The sequence below is a fragment of the Agromyces sp. NPDC052230 genome, assembly GCF_040679595.1.
Taxonomy (GTDB): Bacteria; Actinomycetota; Actinomycetes; order Actinomycetales; family Microbacteriaceae; genus Agromyces.
In genome coordinates, this window is the sequence record NZ_JBFAVC010000003.1 from 144158 (window position 1) to 160364 (window position 16207).

The following is a 16207-nucleotide window of genomic DNA, read 5'->3' on the forward strand; positions in this document are numbered from 1 at the left end:
GCCGTGTGGGCGCCTTCTGAGCGCCGCTCATCACAAGGGTACCGCCGTACGCGGGGCGTCACGCCCCCCTTCCGGTGCGCACCATCGCGCATCGTCCACTCGTGCACCTTCCGGCGGATATACGATCCGGCGCGCCGGGGAGCTGCGGTCGTGCGCGGCGCGGCTGATCGTATATCCGCGGAATCGGACGCGAGCGATGCGCCGAACCCCGGCGCCCCGGGAGGATCGCCGGTCAGGCCCTGGTCAGTGGAAGAAGTGCCGTTCGCCGGTGAAGTACATCGTGATGCCGGCGGCGCGGGCCGCCTCGACGACCTCCTCGTCGCGCACCGATCCACCGGGCTGCACGACCGCGCGCACGCCGCCGTCGATGAGGATCTGCAGCCCGTCGGCGAAGGGGAAGAAGGCGTCGGATGCCGCAACCGATCCCGAGGCCCGCTCCCCCGCCCGGTCGACCGCGAGCCTGCACGAGTCGACGCGGTTGACCTGCCCCATGCCGACGCCCACCGACGCGCCACCCGAGGCGAGGAGGATCGCGTTCGACTTCACCGCTCGCACCGCACGCCAGGCGAACTCGAGGTCGGCGAGGGTCGCCGCGTCGGCGGGCTCGCCAGTCGCGAGCGTCCACTCGGCGGCGGCTGCGAACCGCCGGTCGGCCTGCTGCATGAGCAGCCCGCCCGAGACCTGCCGCAGCTCCACCTGGGTGGGCGCGAAGCCCTCGGGGAGCGTGAGCAGGCGGATGTTCTTCTTCGCCGTCAGGAGCTCGACCGCCTCGGGGTCGAACGCCGGCGCCACGAGCACCTCGGTGAAGATCTCGGCGACCGTCTCGGCCATGGCACGGGTCACCGGGCGGTTCGCGGCGATGACCCCGCCGAACGCCGACACCGGATCGCACTCGTGCGCGCGTCGGTGCGCGTCGGCGATGGCGTCGGATGCCCCGGCCGACGCGACCGCGATGCCGCACGGGTTCGCGTGCTTGATGATCGCCACGGCGGGCTCGTCGAAGTCGAAGGCCGCCCGCACCGCGGCATCCGCGTCGACGTAGTTGTTGTACGACATCTCCTTGCCGTGCAGCTGCACGGCCTGCGCGATGCCGGGACGGCCGCCGTGCGATGCGAAGAGCGCCGCCTGCTGGTGCGAGTTCTCGCCGTAGCGGAGGTCGGCCTGCTTCGTCCACGTGCCGCCGACCCACGCCGGGAACGGCGACTGCTCGGCCGCCTGGTCGGGCGCGACGACGCTGCCGAGCCACGAGGCCACCGCGACGTCGTAGGCGGCCGTGTGCCGGAACGCCTCGCGGGCGAGCGCCTTGCGCTGGGCGAGCGTCGTGCCGCCCGCGGCGATGGCGCCGATGATGTCGTCGTAACGGTCGGGCGACACCACGATGGCGACGTTCGCGTGGTTCTTCGCGGAGGCCCGCACCATGGCGGGACCGCCGATGTCGATCTGCTCGACGGCGTCGAACTCGGATGCCCCGGCCGCCACGGTCGCCGCGAAGGGGTAGAGGTTGACGACCACGAGCTCGAAGGGCTCGATGTCGAGGTCGTCGAGCTCGCGTTCGTGGTGCTCGAGCCGCAGGTCGGCGAGGAGCCCGGCGTGCACCGACGGGTGCAGCGTCTTCACGCGGCCGTCGAGCATCTCGCGGGCACCCGTGACGCTCGCGACATCCGTCACCGGGAAGCCTGCGTCGCGGATGGTCTGCGCGGTCGATCCGGTGGAGACGATCTCGGCGCCCGCCTCGGCGAGTGCCGCCGCGAGCTCGGTGATGCGCCGCTTGTCGCTCACCGAGAGGAGCGCACGGCGCACCGGCACGAGATCGCGTTCGCGGTAGAGGCTCGGGTCGTGCGTCGGGCCGCTCATGATCGGCTCAGCTCCTTGAGATCGAGGTGGGAGTTCGCGATGTCGAGCACGGCCTGGATGAGCAGGCGACGCTCGACGGGCTTGATGCGATCGTGCAGGGCCTGCTCGGTGTCGCCCGGCAGCACCGGCACGCGCTCCTGCGCGATGATGGGCCCGCCGTCGACCGAGTTGTCGACGACGATGAGGCTCGCGCCGCTCTGGTCGACGCCCGCGGTGAGCGCGTCGCGCACCCCGTGCGGGCCCGGGAATTCGGGCAGGTACGCGGGATGCGTGTTGATGAGGGCCGGCGAGAACGCGTCGACGACCGACGCCGGCACGAGCCGCATGAGCCCCGAGAGGATGACGAGGTCGGGCTGCCACTGCCGGACCTGTTCGATGAGGGCCTCACCCCATGCGTCGCGGTCGGGGTAGGCGGTGAACGGCACGATGAACGTGGGGATGCCGAACTCCTCGCCGAGGGCGAGGCCGTCGGCTTCACGGTCGGCGCCGATGGCGACCACCCGGGCCGGGAACTCGGCGTCCTCCGAGGCCTCGAGCAGGGCGCGGAGATTGGAGCCCGTGCCCGAGATCAGCACGACGAGTTGCAGCACCTTACGAGCCTACCCGGTGCACTGCGGCGTGTTTGGCGGGGCGTCGCGGTGCGGAAGCCCAGCGGATGCCTCGGGGCGGCCACTACTCCGAATCGCGTCGGCGGTCGGCGCCCCAGATGAATTCGCGATGCGTCGGCTCGAGTTCGGGCTCGGGATCGGGCTCACGCGCGGGCTCGCGCCCGGGCTCCGACGCGCGCGCGGGGACGGTCTCGGCAGGCGACTCCTGGCGGCGAGGGTCGTCGGGATACCACTCGTCGTCGTCGTCGGTGCGGCGGAACCTCGCGTATCCGCCCACGATCGCCCCGAGCCCGACCGTCACTGCGGCGACGCCGGCGACCGGCCACGGCTGCGGTCCCACCTCGGCGAGGCGACCCGGGCCCGCGGCGCCGCCCGACCACCATGCCAGGAGGCCCAGCACGAGCGCCGCGGTGGCCGCCGCGCCGAGGCCGAGGGCCAGTGGTTGCCACCATGCCCGGCGGGTGCCGGCCTGCACGTCGGGGTCAGCCGACACCAGCCACGCGCCCACGAAGCCGAGCAGCACGGGCGCGATGAGCCAGAGGGCACCGAGCACCGAGACCTCGGTGGGCAACGCACCGAGGAGCGGGAGCCCGGGCACGGGGCCGAGCAGTGTGCCTCCCGTCGAGACGAGCGAGCCCGAACCGATCGCGAAGCCGGGGCCGAGCATCCACGACGCCGCCCAGACGATGACGTTCGGCAGGAGCGCGAGCTCGGCGACGGTGAGCGCGAGCCCGCCGTCGATCCCTGCACCCAGCGTCTGGTAGAGCCCGGCGATGGTCGCGTAGTCGAGGGCGACGAGCACCGCGATTAGCATGGCGCCGATCGCGAGCACACCGAAGGCTACGCCTGCACCGACGCGGACGCTCGCCCGCATTCCCGTGACGAGGCCGGGGGCGACGGATCTGAGCGCTCGGCGCACGAGGCCGGTCGCGGCATCCGTCATCGATGCCTCTCGGAGCGACTGGCCGACCCCGCCGATGACGACGCCGAGCGCCATCACGAAGGCCGGCAGCAGCGCGCCCTGCAACGGATCGGCGCGGGCGGCGTCGACGGCCGATGCGGACGCCAGCGCTCCGCCGACGACCCCGAAGACGACCACCGCTGCGATGCCACCCGAGAACGAATGGCCGCCCGCGGCGGACCGCCGGCCGATCCGCACCCCGGAGGCCACCGAGGGGAGGGCGAATCCCAGCAGCGCGATCGTGATCGGGAACGGGTCTCCGGCGCCCGGCAGGCCGATGCGTGCCGCGGTGGCGGCATCGAGCTGCACGGTCAGGTCGACGCCGTGGCCGACCAGCCAGAGGTCGGCCGCCGCGCGCAGGAACACCGCGAGGTCGACCGTGAGACCGAAGTGCACGGCCCAGAGCAGCACGAGCGGCACGAAGGCGACGCCGAGGCCCACGAGCGCCGCGACGGCGGCCTCGAGGGCGGCCAGCAGGGCGATCGTCGTGCGTCTCATTCCGACGTCGAGACTATCCCGGCGGGCTCCGGTCAACTGCTGCGAAAGGCGGGTTCGGCCGGACTCGGATCAGGGACATCGGCGATCATGGCCGAGCCGAGCGAAGGACTCGCCTCGACGTCCGACGTCGACGGGACCACCTCGACCTCGTCAATGGGCCGACGGAGGAGCTCGACGAGCGCCACGGCGAGCAGTGCGATGACCACGGTCCAGACGACGAACGACACGGTGACGGGCCGGTTGAAGAGGATGACGACCGACGCCACGATGGCGATCACGACGTAGGCCGCGATTCGCCAGCGGTCGAGTGCGATGCCGAATCCGCCGGTGGTGATGCCCTGCTTCGCCACGGCGCGCCGGACGCTCGAGAAGCCGCTGTGGGCGAAGCCGCGCACGGCGCGGGCAGGTCGCCAGGGACCGGAGAGCCACGCGATGACCGTCACGAACAGTGCGAGCACGATGAGCGCGAGGATCGTCGAGAGCATCAGCTGCACGAGGCCGTCGTAGAGGACACCGGCCGCGTCGGACGGCACGATCGACGGACTCACCGTGCCGATGAAGAAGGCGCGACCGATGCCGATCCCGCTTGCGAGGATCAGCATCGATAGGGCGAAGCCGCCGGCGGTCCACACGAGCGCGGTCGTCCGTCGCTTCGCGATCAGCACGCCGGCCACGAGCAACGCGAGCGTGAGCCACGGTAGCCACGTGCCGACGGCGACCGCGAGCGTAGAGACCGTCCGCACGAGGACGAACGCGTCATTCTGGGCGACGACGATGCTGCGCTCGATGATGGGGATCGCCGAGGCGAATCCGACACCCCGTTCTTCGAGCCGGTCCTTCACGGCCTCGATGATGGGACCGAGCTGCACCGCGAGCGTTCCTTCGGCCCCGATCTCGAGTGCCGCGTCGGGGTCGCCCTGCATGGCTGCAACGAGCTGGCGGAGGCCGTCGAACAGGTCAGCGGTGAGTCCTGGAATGTCGACCTGCTCCTCGATCGCCGCGGTCACCTGGTCGCCGACGTAGGCCTGGACGGCCGGGTCGTCGGCGAGCGGCGCGAACGTGGCCACGAACCGATCGGTGTCGACGAGCTCGAGCCTGGCCCATGCGCTGATCACCGCCACGGGCGCGAGCAGCAGGCCGACGACCACGAGCACGACGGCGGCGACCGTGCGGCCACGCCCACGACGCGGCGGTCTCCGGCGATCGGACGCCGCGACGTCCGCCAGTTCCTCCGTGGCCTCCGTGGCGCGCTCCGCCCGTTCGCGCAGCGCCGCGTTCTCGGCCTCGAGCTCGGCGATGCGTGCTCGAAGCTCCGTGCTCGACATCCCAGCCATGTCGGCTCCCCTCCGGCTCGACCAGAGCGCCGTCGAGTGGCGGCTGTCAGTGCACGACGGCCTTGAGCACGATCATCGCGATTCCGAAGCCGGCCGTGCCGAGCGACCCCGCGAGCCGCACGGGCCACGAGGCGCCGCGGCGCGCGAAGGCGATCCAGCCGAGCACGGCGAGCACCGCGACGCCCGCCCACAGCGCCGCCCAGATCGCGTACGCGTCGGGAATGGCGCGGGTGGCGCCGAGGAGCAGGATGACGAGCGGGATGGCGGATGACGCGAGCAACCCGAGCGAGCGGCGCAGCGACATCCGGAACGCCTCGCCGAGGCCGACGACGCGGTCGTGGTCGAGCCCGTGCCGGGCGACGGTGCCCGCGTAGACGTGAGCTGCCCAGAACACGAGGACGGTGATGAGCACGGTCCAGAACACGCGCCAGGCGGTGTCGCCGTGTCCTCCCGACACGACGATCATGCCGGCCACGAGGATGACGCCGTACACCGACTCCTCGGTGATGAACGTCGTACGCACGAGTTCGCTCGCGAACGAGGGCTGCGCTCCGCGGGGCCGGCCGGCAGCCCTCGCGGCATCCGGTGACGATTCGACCATTGCCACAGCCTCTCACGCGTGGCGAGCTGTCCCCATTACTGGGGACATGAGTATTCCTCGCGTAATCTCGACGGCGACAGACCCCGGGTGTACCCTTCGGGCAGAACGTGAGACTCCCCGTCAGGGGACGATGCAACCCGGAGCCCGATCCCCCCGTCCACCGGCAGGACGCCGTCGCCCGCGCGTACCCGCGCGCCCGCGAGAACGCCAGTGCACCGCCCCCAGGAGGGGTGCGCCCGACCCACTCGAGTCGGGTGAACTTCGGTAGCACTGGAGGCGACGATGCCCCACACGAAGAACCCCCTGCCCGAGACGTCCAAGCCGGTGCGGAGGCGCCTACGTCTTGGCGCAGCCGCTGGCGTCGGCGCGCTGGCGATCACTGCCCTGATCGGTGGTCCGGCATTCGCCGGCCACGGCCTCGTGAGCCTTGCCGGCAGCAACTTCGAGATCGACACGAACGCCAACCTCAAGGTCGATCACGCCGCACCGTCCATCGACTGGGCGAGCGTCAACGAGATCCGCCAGCCCGACTTGGAGAGCGGTTCCGGCGACGACTCCTTCGGCCAGGGCGCCAAGGAGGACACCCCGGTTCCGACGGTCGTCGACGGCAGCATCCCGCCGAACAAGAGCGACCTGCTGAACTTCGGCCTCTACCTCGAAGAGGCGGCGGCCGGCGACTTCCTGCACCTGTTCTGGCACCGGGTCCAGGAGCCGAGCGGCACCACGAACATGGACTTCGAGTTCAACCAGTCCGAGACGACGTCGGCCAACGGCGTGACGCCGGTGCGCACCGAGGGCGACCTGCTCATCCAGTACGACCTCGCACAGGGTGGCACCAATCCGAAGCTGTTCATCGCGTACTGGCTGACCGACTCGGACTTCGACGGCACTTCGGTCAGCAAGGCGGACTGCGTGGCGGCCAACGCACTGCCATGTTGGGGCCTGCGTCAGGACCTGAGCGCCGCCGGCGACGCCACCGGATCGATCAACACCAGCGCGATCCCGGCAGCGGACTCCGACGGGCTCGGCAACGTGTCGGCGCGCACCTTCGGTGAGGCGACCATCGACTTCGGTGCCATCGCCGGTTCCGGCTGTGTGTCCTTCGGCAGCGCGTACCTGAAGAGCCGGTCTTCCGACTCCTTCACGGCCGCGCTGAAGGACTTCATCGCACCCACCGAGACCGGGCTGAACAACTGCGGTGTGCTGAAGATCGTGAAGACGAAGAAGCACGCCGAAGCGACGCCAACCACGCAGCCGCACGCCGGTGTCGTGTTCACCGTCACAGGCACGGGCTTCCCTGCAGGAGGCACGCAGTACTCCACCGATGCCAACGGCGAGATCTGCATCACCGGCCTCGAACCCGGCAACTACGGGGTCGCCGAGACCGTTCCCACCGGGTACGCCGTGACCTCCACCAACCCGCAGACCGGGGTGGTGGTGGCCGACAGCACCTGCGCCACTGCGACGGCCGTGACGTTCACCAACATGCCGCTGACGAACATCACGGTGTCGGTGGACTCGCAGATCCCTGGCGGCACCGCGTCCACGATCGATTGCGACGCCGCGGCCGACCCGCCGTTCGAGGCGACGACGGGCACGGGTGGCGATGGCTCGCTCACCAAGAGCAACCTGCTGCCTGGCACCTACACCTGCGTGATCATCATCGACCCGTGAGCTGACCGGAAGGAGACATCCGCTCACACCTGACGAGGAGGGCCCCGCCGGCGATCGCCGACGGGGCCCTCCCCTGCGTGTGAACGCAGCGTCTACTTGCCGAGCGCCTCGTAGACCTCGCGAAGCAGGGTCGCCGTCTCGGACGGCGTCTTGCCGACCTTGACACCTGCGGCCTCGAGGGCCTCCTTCTTGGCCTGCGCCGTGCCGGCCGAGCCGGAGACGATCGCACCGGCGTGACCCATGGTCTTGCCCTCGGGGGCGGTGAAGCCCGCGACGTAGCCGACGACCGGCTTCGTGACGTTCGCCTTGATGAAGTCGGCCGCGCGCTCCTCGGCGTCGCCGCCGATCTCGCCGATCATGACGATCGCCTTCGTCTCGGGGTCGGCCTCGAACGCGGCGAGCGCGTCGATGTGCGTGGTGCCGATGATCGGGTCGCCGCCGATGCCGATGGCGGTCGAGAAGCCGAGGTCGCGCAGCTCGTACATCATCTGGTACGTGAGCGTGCCCGACTTCGAGACGAGGCCGATCGGGCCCTTACCGGTGATGTTCGCCGGGGTGATGCCGACGAGCGACTCACCGGGGCTGATGATGCCGGGGCAGTTCGGCCCGATGATGCGGGTCTTCTCGCCCTTCTCCTTGGCGTAGGCCCAGAACTCGGCGGAGTCCTGCACGGGCACGCCCTCGGTGATGATGACGAGGAGCGGGATCTCGGCGTCGATGGCCTCGACCACGGCGTCCTTCGTGTACGCCGGCGGAACGAACGCGATGGAGACATCCGCCCCCGTCTGCTCGACGGCCTCGGCGACCGAGGCGTACACCGGAAGCTCGACCGGGTTGCCGTCGTGGTCGCGGTGCAGCACCGTCGTACCGGCCTTGCGGGCGTTGACGCCGCCGACCACCTGGGTGCCCGCCGCGAGCATGCGCGCCGTGTGCTTCGAGCCCTCGCCGCCGGTGATGCCCTGGACGATGACCTTGGAGTCCTTGTTGAGGAAGATCGTCATGTCTGAATCCCTTTACTACGCGGCGTTCGCCAGCTCGGCGGCCTTGTCGGCGCCCTGGTCCATGTTGTCGGCGAGGGTGACGAGCGGGTGCGCCGCCTCCTCGAGGATGCGGCGGCCCTCGACGACGTTGTTGCCGTCGAGTCGCACGACGAGCGGCTTGTTCGCCGCGTGCCCGAGTTCGGCGAGCGCGCCGACGATGCCCTTCGCGACCTGGTCGCAGGCCGTGATGCCACCGAAGACGTTCACGAACACGCTCTTGACCTGGGGGTCGCCGAGGATGATGCCGAGTCCGTTCGCCATGACCTCGGCGGAGGCGCCGCCGCCGATGTCGAGGAAGTTCGCGGGCTTGACGCCGCCGTGGTTCTCGCCGGCGTAGGCGACGACGTCGAGCGTCGACATGACGAGGCCCGCGCCGTTGCCGATGATGCCGACCTCGCCGTCGAGCTTGACGTAGTTGAGGTCGAGTTCCTTGGCCTGCTGCTCGAGGGGGTCGACCGCGGACTTGTCCTCGAGGAGGGCGTGCCCGGCGTGGCGGAACTCGGCGTTCTCGTCGAGCGAGACCTTGCCGTCGAGGGCGATGACCTCGCCGTCCTCCGACAGGATCAGCGGGTTCACCTCGACGAGCGTGGCGTCCTCGCCCTTGTAGACCTCGTACAGCTTCACGAAGACGTCGGCGACCTTGTCGACGAGCTCCGCTGGGAAGTTCGCCGCCGTCGCGATCTCACGGGCCTTCTCGACGGTGACGCCGGCGAGCGGGTCGACCTCGATGCGCGCGAGCGCCTCGGGCTTCTCGACCGCGAGCTGCTCGATCTCCATGCCGCCCTCGACGCTCGTGAGCGAGAGGTAGGAGCGGTTGGCACGGTCGAGCAGCACCGAGAAGTAGAACTCCTGTGCGATGCGGGCGCCGCCGGCCACCATGACGCGCTTCACGACGTGGCCCTTGATGTCGAGCCCCAGGATGTCGCGAGCCGCCGCCTCGGCCTCGTCGGGGGTCTTCGCGACCTTGACGCCGCCGGCCTTGCCGCGGCCGCCGGTCTTCACCTGGGCCTTGACCACGACGACGCCGCCGAGCTTCTCGGCCGCCGCGCGGACCTCTTCTGGGGTGTCGGCGACGATGCCCGGGAGCACCGGGACCCCGTATCGTTCGAACACGTCTCTGGCCTGGTACTCGTAAAGATCCACGCTCTACTTCCAATCGATCCGCACGCGCGGTCGCGCACAGGGGCTGGTGGGTGCGGCCCGGCCATGACTCTCTCGATATCGAGATATGCGGGACCAGCACCATGGTACCTTGCCGCCACACCGGTGCCGAACCGGCCAGAGGCGCCGACGCACCGGGTGAGGCGAGGCTCGCCATGCTGGCCGATGCCCCGATCGGGATGCGAGACTGCCGGAATGACGCACGTCCCAGGCCCGACCGATGCCGAACCGGTCCACGAGCTCGACCCGCACGCCGGATCCGTGCATGCCAAGCTGAACTGGCTGCGCGCCGGGGTGCTCGGCGCGAACGACGGCATCGTCTCCGTCGCCGCCCTCGTGGTCGGGGTCGCGGCGGCCACGACCGACATCGGTCCGATCCTCGTGGCCGGCGTGGCATCCGTCACCGCCGGCGCGATCTCGATGGGACTCGGCGAGTACGTGTCGGTCTCGAGCCAGCGCGACACCGAACGCGCCCTCATCGCGAAGGAGCGCTGGGAGCTCGCGAACATGCCCCAGCAGGAGCTCGAGGAACTCGCCGAGATCTACCGCGGCAAGGGCCTCAGCCCCGAGACCGCCGAACGTGTCGCCGAGGAGCTCACCGCGCACGACGCCCTCGCGGCCCACCTCGAGGCGGAACTCCACATCGATGAGCTCGACGTGGTGAGCCCGTGGCACGCGGCCGGGGCATCCGCGCTGGCATTCCTCGTCGGCGCCGTGCTGCCGATGCTCGCCATCCTGCTGCCGCCGCCCGAGTGGCGCGTGCCGACCACGTTCCTCGCCGTCATCGTCGCCCTCGCCATCACGGGTTGGCTGAGCGCGTGGATCGGCGGGAGCCCGAAGCTCCGCGCGATCCTCCGCGTCACCATCGGAGGTGCGCTCGCCCTCGGCGTCACCTGGGCGATCGGCGCGCTCCTCGGAGTGGCCGTGTAGCCATGGCCGAGGCGCGGGTGGGCATCTCGGGCTGGCTCTACCCGCCGTGGCGGGGGGTCTTCTACCCGAAGGGCGTCCGCCAGGCCGACGAACTCGACTACGCCGCCCGGCACGTGACCTCGATCGAGGTCAACGGGTCGTTCTATTCGCTGCAGCGCCCGTCGAACTGGGTGCGGTGGCGCGACGCCGCGCCATCCGACTTCGTGTTCGCGGTCAAGGGGCCGCGCTTCATCACACACATCAAGCGGCTCGGCGACATCGACGCCCCCATGGCGAACTTCTTCGCCTCGGGCCTGCTCGCCCTCGGCAGCAAGCTCGGCCCGGTGCTCTGGCAGCTCCCGCCCAACCTCGGCTTCGACGAGGTGCTCCTCGACGCGTTCCTCGCGCGGCTGCCTCGCACCCACGGCGCCGCAGCGGCGATCGCCCGGCACCGCGATCGACGGATGTCGGGACGAACGTCGTACGCCCTTTCCGCGCCCGCCGAGCGGGAGATCCGCCACGCCGTGGAGGTGCGGCATCCGAGCTTCGAGACGGATGCCTGGCGCTCGCTGCTCGAGCGGCATGGCGTGGCATCCGTCACCGCCGACACCGCCGGCAAGTATCCGCGCGTCGACTGGGTCACCGCCGACTTCGCGTACGCGCGACTGCACGGCGAGGAGGAGCTCTACACGTCGGGGTACGACGCCGAGAGCCTCGATCGGTGGGCGGAGTGGGTGCGAGCGCACCTCGCGGCCGGCCGCGACGCGTTCGTCTACTTCGACAACGACATCAAGGTGCGCGCGCCGTTCGATGCGATGGCGCTCATCGAGCGGCTGCCGCGGTGAGCACTATGTCGAGTTCGTGCCGAGCGGGGGAAACTCGTCCAGCGAGAACACGAAGTCGAGCGGGACGTCGAAGTACCTGGCGATGCGTAGCGCGAGGTGCAGGCTGGGGTTGAACTCGCCACGTTCGAGATAGCCGATGGTCTGGTAGTGCACGCCGAGCGCGTCGGCGAGCTCGCGACGCGAGATGCGTCGATCGGCACGCAGCATCGCGACGCGATTGTGCACGGATTCGGACCGGCCCGGATCACGGCCGGCCGGCGCGCTCATACGCGCTGCAACGCGGCTTCGCGCCGCGCCTCGATCGCGGCGACCGTCTCGCGCCTCGCCACTCGACGGATGAGCACCGGCGCGAGGATGAGGCCGACCACGGCCCACGCCGACACCACGGCGAATGCCAGCGGGAGGCGCCACGACTCCGAGATCTCGAGCATCGCGAGCTCGTCGGGAAGGAACGCGCTGCGCAGCGCGAGCCCGACCCAGTACAGGGGCGTCGCCTGACCGATCGCCTGCGACCACCACGGCAGGGAGGCGAGCGGCTGGATGAGTCCTGAGAACCATGCGAGGGCACCGACCGCGAGAAAGCCCCAGCCGCCGACGGAGCGCGGATTGCGGAAGACCGAGCCGATGACGAATCCGATGGTCGTCAGCGCGACGATGCCGACGATGAGCATGCCCACGACCACCGCGAGGTCGGCCCAGTCGAGGCCGAGCGACGGGCCGAGCAGGACCGCTGCGATCACCAGCGTGAGCCCGATGGTGGTCAGGAGCTCCGCCAGTGTGCGGGTCGTCGCACCCGTCGCGTACGCGAGGATGCCAGTCGGCAATGATCGCGCGCGAAGCAGCGTGCCGTCCTCGCGCTCGGTCACGATGACCGTTCCGAGCCCGTAGCCGCTGACGAAGACGAGCTGGATCGTGAGGACGCTCGCGAGGACGTAGGCGCCCGTGGGAACGCCGGGCGCGAGTTCGGCGCCGCGGTTCAACCACAGCACGACCGCCACGATGACGACCCCGACGCCGATGTACGAGGCCTCGCTCGGCGTGCGGAGCGAGATGCCGAATTCTGTGAACCCTCGCCGGACGCCCGCGCGCACCGCCGACGCGGGCGCCTTCATGACGCCTCCTTCGCCGACGTACGCGCGGAGGTCGCCGACTGCGCAGACGCCGATCCGGCTGCCTCGGCCTCGCGTCTTGCGACCATGGCGAGGTAGGTCTCCTCGAGGGTCTGCGAACGCACCCGGAGGTCGGTGACCTCGACGTCCGGACGTCTGAGGAGGTCACGCACGAACTGCTCGGGCTCTCCAGCGCTGTGCACGTGGAGCGTTCCGTTCTCGCGCCAGGTGATCTCGCTGGCGCCGGCGACGGTCGCGGCGAGTTCCACCGCACTGCCGTTCGCCACGATGCGGCCGCCGTCGAGGATGAGAATGCGATCGGCCACCTTCTCGGCTTCGGCGAGGTCGTGGGTGGTGAGCAGGATCGTCGTGTGGTCGAAGTCGGTGAGCCGGTGGATGAGCTCGTGGAACTCGTGTCTGGCGACGGGATCGAATCCCGTCGTCGGCTCGTCGAGGACGAGCAGCTCGGGTCGGCCGACCAATCCGATCGCGACGTCGAGGCGTCGTCGCTGACCCCCCGACAGGGAGCGGACTCGAGCGTTTCCCTGACCGGCCAGCCCGACCATGTCGAGCAACTCCTCGACGTCGTACGGCCCGGGGGGTCCGGCGACGACGAAGGGAAGGTACAGCGACCGGAACTGACGAAGCAGTTCGCCGATCGGCCACCGCCCGTGATCGCGCCACGATTGCAGCACCACGCCGATGCGGGCGCGCCACGCCTCGTCGGCGTGCATCGGATCCTCCCCGAGCACGGTGACCATGCCACCGGTGCGCGCCCGGAATCCTTCGATGATCTCGATGGTGGTCGTCTTTCCGGCCCCGTTGGGTCCGAGCAGTGCCACCACCTCACCACGGTGCACGTCGAGATCGATGCCGTCGAGCACGACACGTGAGCCGTACCGCATGCGAAGACCGCGCGCCTCGACGACCTTGGCGGCGGGTGCGCTGTGCTCGCTCGCAAGTTCACCATTACTCATGTACGAAATGTAGCAGAAGTACTACATTTCGACGAATACTCATGACGGATCGGGTTGGCGTACCACGGTCTCGTCGACCGATGACCTCGCCGCTACAGCTTCTCGATGGGCGCGATCTTGATGAGGAGCTTCTTCTGCCCGGCGGTGTCGAAGCTCACGTGCGCGATGCGCTTCGTGCCCTCGCCCGTCACCTGCGTGACGGATCCCTCGCCGAAGTCGACGTGGCGGATGCGGTCGCCGCGCTCGAGCGTGAGGTCGCCGTTGTCGCGCACCGTGCCGGTGACCCGGTTCGCCCACTCGGCCTTCGGCGCGGCGTTCTTCATGACGCTGAACCGCTCGAGGTCGCGGTCGCGGGTGCCCCACGCGCCGCCCGGCCGGCGGGCGTTGAGCGCGCGAGGCTGCGTGCCGCCGCGGCTCGTGGCCATGCCGGGCGACTGCTTCCAGTCGATGAGCCCCTCGGGGATCTCCTGCAGGTACCGGCTCGGCATCGCCACCGCGACCTCGCCGAACTGGGCACGGCTCATCGCGAGCGACAGGTAGAGGCGCTTGCGGGCACGGGTGATGCCCACGTAGAACAGCCGGCGCTCTTCGGCCGGGCCGCCCGGCTCGGACGCCGACATCTGGTGCGGCAGCAGCCCCTCCTCGAGGCCCGTGAGGAAGACCGCGTGGTACTCGAGGCCCTTCGCGGTGTGCAGGGTCATGAGCGACACGGTTCCGGATGCGTCGTCGAGTTCGTCGGCCGCCGCGACGAGCGAGACCTGGGTGAGGAAGTCCACGAGCGTCGCGCCCGGGTTCTCACGATCGAAGTCGAGCGTCTGCGCCACGAGTTCCTCGACGTTCTCGGCACGGGTCTCGTCTTGGGGATCGCGGCTGTTGCGCAGCGTGTCGATGAGGCCCGACCGCTCGACGAGGAACACGAGCACGTCGCTCACCTTCGCGGCGCCCTCGTTGGTGCCGGCCGCGATCGCCTCGGCGTTCGGCACGAGCATCGCCGCGGCCTCGTCGAGCACGTCGGCGAGCGCCGTGATGGCGGCGGTGACCTTCGGGCCGAGGCCGAGGCCTGCGGCCTCGCGCATCGCCTGGCGGAACGTGAGCGCATTCTGCTCGGCGAAGCTCGCGATGGCCGTCTCAGTGGCCGGCCCGATGCCGCGCTTCGGCGTGTTCAGGATGCGGCGCAGCGCGAGCTCGTCGAGGGGGTTCGCGACGGCGATGAGGTACGCCATGGCGTCCTTGATCTCGGCACGCTCGTAGAACTTCGTGCCGCCGACCACGCGGTAGGGCAGCGCCGACCGCACGAAGATCTCCTCCAGCGCTCTGGTCTGCGCGTTGGTCCGATAGAACACGGCGATGTCGCGATAGGCGACGCCCGCCCGGTGCAGCGCCTCGATCTCGTCGGCGACGAATTGGGCCTCGTCGTGCGCGGTGTACCCGGTGTAGCCGACGATCTGGTCGCCGTCGCCGACGGCCGTCCAGAGCTTCTTCTCCTTGCGGTCGAAGTTGTTCGCGATGACGGCGTTGGCGGCGCTCAGGATGTTCTGCGTCGACCGGTAATTCTGCTCGAGCAACACGACCTTCGCGCCCGCGAAGTCGCGCTCGAACTCGACGATGTTGCGGATGTCGGCGCCGCGGAATGCGTAGATCGACTGGTCGGAGTCGCCGACCACCGTGAGGCTCGCCCCGGAGATGCCGCCCGAGGCATCCGTCAACGCGCGCACGTTCACCCCGTGCTGCTCCATCTCGGCCACTCGATCGGCCGGAATCGGCTGCGTGAGCTCGCGGATGAGCGCGTACTGGGCGTGGTTGGTGTCCTGGTACTCGTCGACGAGGATGTGCCGGAACCGCCGCTGATAGAGCGACGCGACCTTCGGGAACGCGCGGAACAGGTACACCGTCTCGGCGATGAGGTCGTCGAAGTCGAGTGCGCTCGCGTCGCGCAGGCGCCTCGTGTACTGCCGGAAGATCTCGAGGAACATGACCTCGGCCGGGTCGTTCGTGTTCACGTTGCGCGCGTACGACTCGACATCGGCGAGCTCGTTCTTCAGCCGCGAGATCTTCGCCTGGGCGCTCGCGGGCGTGAAGCCGAGCGTGTCGGCGTCGAGCTCCTTGATGATGCGCTTCAGGATGGTGCGCTGGTCGGCCGAGTCGTAGATCGTGAACGTCGACGACAGGCCGATGGCCTCGGCCTCCCGGCGCAGGATGCGCACGCACGCGGAGTGGAACGTCGAGATCCACATGCCGGATGCGGAGTCGCCGAGCAACGCCTCGACACGCTCGCGCATCTCGGCTGCGGCCTTGTTCGTGAACGTGATGGCGAGGATCTGGCTCGGCCACGCCTCGCGACTCTCGATGAGGCTCGCGATGCGGTGGGTGAGCACGCGTGTCTTGCCCGACCCGGCCCCCGCGACGATGAGGAGGGCCGGTCCGCGGTACTCCACGGCCTCGCGCTGCTCGGGGTTCAGGCCGTCGGTGAGGCGTGAACCGGTGCTCGTGGCAGCGCCGGAGGTCGCGGCAGGCGCCTCACGCCAGCCGGCCGGGTCGTCGGGGTCGAGGATCAGCGTCATGTCCCATCAAGTCTAGGCGCGGCATCCGACAGCCCGTCCCGCTCGGGACTCGCGAGCACGGGGCTCGCGGCTCGC

At 70.1% G+C, this 16207-nt stretch carries 14 protein-coding genes; 3 read left to right on the plus strand and 11 right to left on the minus strand.

All coding sequences use genetic code 11. The features are described 5' to 3' along the window. Positions 1-243: 243 nt before the first annotated feature. From purH to AB0K73_RS08385, 5 genes are all read right to left on the minus strand, one after another. Positions 244-1854 carry a bifunctional phosphoribosylaminoimidazolecarboxamide formyltransferase/IMP cyclohydrolase gene (purH, locus tag AB0K73_RS08365; protein WP_360516745.1) on the minus strand — a complete coding sequence of 537 codons (1611 nt, stop codon included), beginning with the start codon at positions 1852-1854 and terminating at the stop codon, positions 244-246. Further along, positions 1851-2444 carry a phosphoribosylglycinamide formyltransferase gene (gene purN / locus AB0K73_RS08370; RefSeq protein ID WP_360516742.1) on the minus strand — a complete coding sequence of 198 codons (594 nt, stop codon included), beginning with the start codon at positions 2442-2444 and terminating at the stop codon, positions 1851-1853. The genes purH and purN overlap by 4 nt, the downstream gene beginning before the upstream one ends. 82 nt (positions 2445-2526) lie before the next feature. After that, positions 2527-3921 (minus strand): DUF6350 family protein, encoded by a 1395-nt coding sequence (locus AB0K73_RS08375; protein WP_360516739.1) that lies wholly within the window; start codon positions 3919-3921, stop codon positions 2527-2529. A gap of 32 nt (positions 3922-3953) precedes the next feature. Next, on the minus strand, positions 3954-5255 hold the full coding sequence (locus AB0K73_RS08380; protein WP_360516736.1) for a hypothetical protein: 1302 nt from the start codon (positions 5253-5255) through the stop codon (positions 3954-3956). Between the two features lie 46 nt (positions 5256-5301). Then, positions 5302-5856, minus strand: a complete 555-nt coding sequence (locus AB0K73_RS08385; RefSeq protein WP_360516733.1) for a hypothetical protein — start codon at positions 5854-5856, stop codon at positions 5302-5304. Between the two features lie 282 nt (positions 5857-6138). Between AB0K73_RS08385 and AB0K73_RS08390 the strand changes: the two genes are divergently transcribed. Next, on the plus strand, positions 6139-7530 hold the full coding sequence (locus AB0K73_RS08390; RefSeq protein WP_360516730.1) for a prealbumin-like fold domain-containing protein: 1392 nt from the start codon (positions 6139-6141) through the stop codon (positions 7528-7530). 92 nt (positions 7531-7622) lie between these two features. Here the strand turns inward: AB0K73_RS08390 and sucD are convergent, their stop codons facing one another. Continuing rightward, positions 7623-8531 (minus strand): succinate--CoA ligase subunit alpha, encoded by a 909-nt coding sequence (sucD, locus tag AB0K73_RS08395; RefSeq protein WP_360516727.1) that lies wholly within the window; start codon positions 8529-8531, stop codon positions 7623-7625. 15 nt (positions 8532-8546) lie between these two features. Then, on the minus strand, positions 8547-9713 hold the full coding sequence (gene sucC, locus AB0K73_RS08400) for an ADP-forming succinate--CoA ligase subunit beta (protein WP_360516724.1): 1167 nt from the start codon (positions 9711-9713) through the stop codon (positions 8547-8549). 213 nt (positions 9714-9926) lie between these two features. On the opposite strand from sucC, the gene AB0K73_RS08405 reads away from it, so the two are divergent. Together AB0K73_RS08405 and AB0K73_RS08410 are read left to right on the plus strand one after the other, a co-directional pair. Next, positions 9927-10661 (plus strand): VIT family protein, encoded by a 735-nt coding sequence (locus tag AB0K73_RS08405; RefSeq protein WP_360516721.1) that lies wholly within the window; start codon positions 9927-9929, stop codon positions 10659-10661. A 2-nt stretch (positions 10662-10663) separates the two neighbouring features. Further along, on the plus strand, positions 10664-11485 hold the full coding sequence (locus AB0K73_RS08410) for a DUF72 domain-containing protein (protein ID WP_360516718.1): 822 nt from the start codon (positions 10664-10666) through the stop codon (positions 11483-11485). Between the two features lie 3 nt (positions 11486-11488). On the opposite strand, the gene AB0K73_RS08415 is transcribed toward AB0K73_RS08410, so the two are convergent. The 4 genes from AB0K73_RS08415 to AB0K73_RS08430 form a co-directional block, all read right to left on the minus strand. Next, on the minus strand, positions 11489-11692 hold the full coding sequence (locus tag AB0K73_RS08415) for a helix-turn-helix transcriptional regulator (protein WP_360516715.1): 204 nt from the start codon (positions 11690-11692) through the stop codon (positions 11489-11491). Positions 11693-11748: 56 nt separating this feature from the next. Beyond that, entirely contained in the window at positions 11749-12597 is an 849-nt protein-coding gene (locus tag AB0K73_RS08420; protein WP_360516712.1) for an ABC transporter permease, read from the minus strand. Further along, positions 12594-13571 carry an ABC transporter ATP-binding protein gene (locus AB0K73_RS08425; protein ID WP_360516709.1) on the minus strand — a complete coding sequence of 326 codons (978 nt, stop codon included), beginning with the start codon at positions 13569-13571 and terminating at the stop codon, positions 12594-12596. Before AB0K73_RS08425 ends, AB0K73_RS08420 begins: the two co-directional genes overlap by 4 nt. A gap of 92 nt (positions 13572-13663) precedes the next feature. After that, complete coding sequence (locus AB0K73_RS08430; protein WP_360516706.1) at positions 13664-16132, minus strand: UvrD-helicase domain-containing protein; 2469 nt, start codon at positions 16130-16132, stop codon at positions 13664-13666. Between the last annotated feature and the right edge of the window lie 75 nt (positions 16133-16207).

What these genes read in the sequence shown, in the direction of transcription:
- sucD (WP_360516727.1), bottom strand. Translation starts at nt 8,531, where the DNA reads ATGACGATCTTCCTCAACAAGGACTCCAAGGTCATCGTCCAGGGCATC.
- AB0K73_RS08410 (WP_360516718.1), top strand. Translation starts at nt 10,664, where the DNA reads ATGGCCGAGGCGCGGGTGGGCATCTCGGGCTGGCTCTACCCGCCGTGG.
- AB0K73_RS08375 (WP_360516739.1), bottom strand. Translation starts at nt 3,921, where the DNA reads ATGAGACGCACGACGATCGCCCTGCTGGCCGCCCTCGAGGCCGCCGTC.
- AB0K73_RS08380 (WP_360516736.1), bottom strand. Translation starts at nt 5,255, where the DNA reads ATGGCTGGGATGTCGAGCACGGAGCTTCGAGCACGCATCGCCGAGCTC.
- AB0K73_RS08385 (WP_360516733.1), bottom strand. Translation starts at nt 5,856, where the DNA reads ATGGTCGAATCGTCACCGGATGCCGCGAGGGCTGCCGGCCGGCCCCGC.
- AB0K73_RS08415 (WP_360516715.1), bottom strand. Translation starts at nt 11,692, where the DNA reads ATGCTGCGTGCCGATCGACGCATCTCGCGTCGCGAGCTCGCCGACGCG.
- purH (WP_360516745.1), bottom strand. Translation starts at nt 1,854, where the DNA reads ATGAGCGGCCCGACGCACGACCCGAGCCTCTACCGCGAACGCGATCTC.
- AB0K73_RS08405 (WP_360516721.1), top strand. Translation starts at nt 9,927, where the DNA reads ATGACGCACGTCCCAGGCCCGACCGATGCCGAACCGGTCCACGAGCTC.
- AB0K73_RS08430 (WP_360516706.1), bottom strand. Translation starts at nt 16,132, where the DNA reads ATGACGCTGATCCTCGACCCCGACGACCCGGCCGGCTGGCGTGAGGCG.
- AB0K73_RS08390 (WP_360516730.1), top strand. Translation starts at nt 6,139, where the DNA reads ATGCCCCACACGAAGAACCCCCTGCCCGAGACGTCCAAGCCGGTGCGG.
- AB0K73_RS08420 (WP_360516712.1), bottom strand. Translation starts at nt 12,597, where the DNA reads ATGAAGGCGCCCGCGTCGGCGGTGCGCGCGGGCGTCCGGCGAGGGTTC.
- AB0K73_RS08425 (WP_360516709.1), bottom strand. Translation starts at nt 13,571, where the DNA reads ATGAGTAATGGTGAACTTGCGAGCGAGCACAGCGCACCCGCCGCCAAG.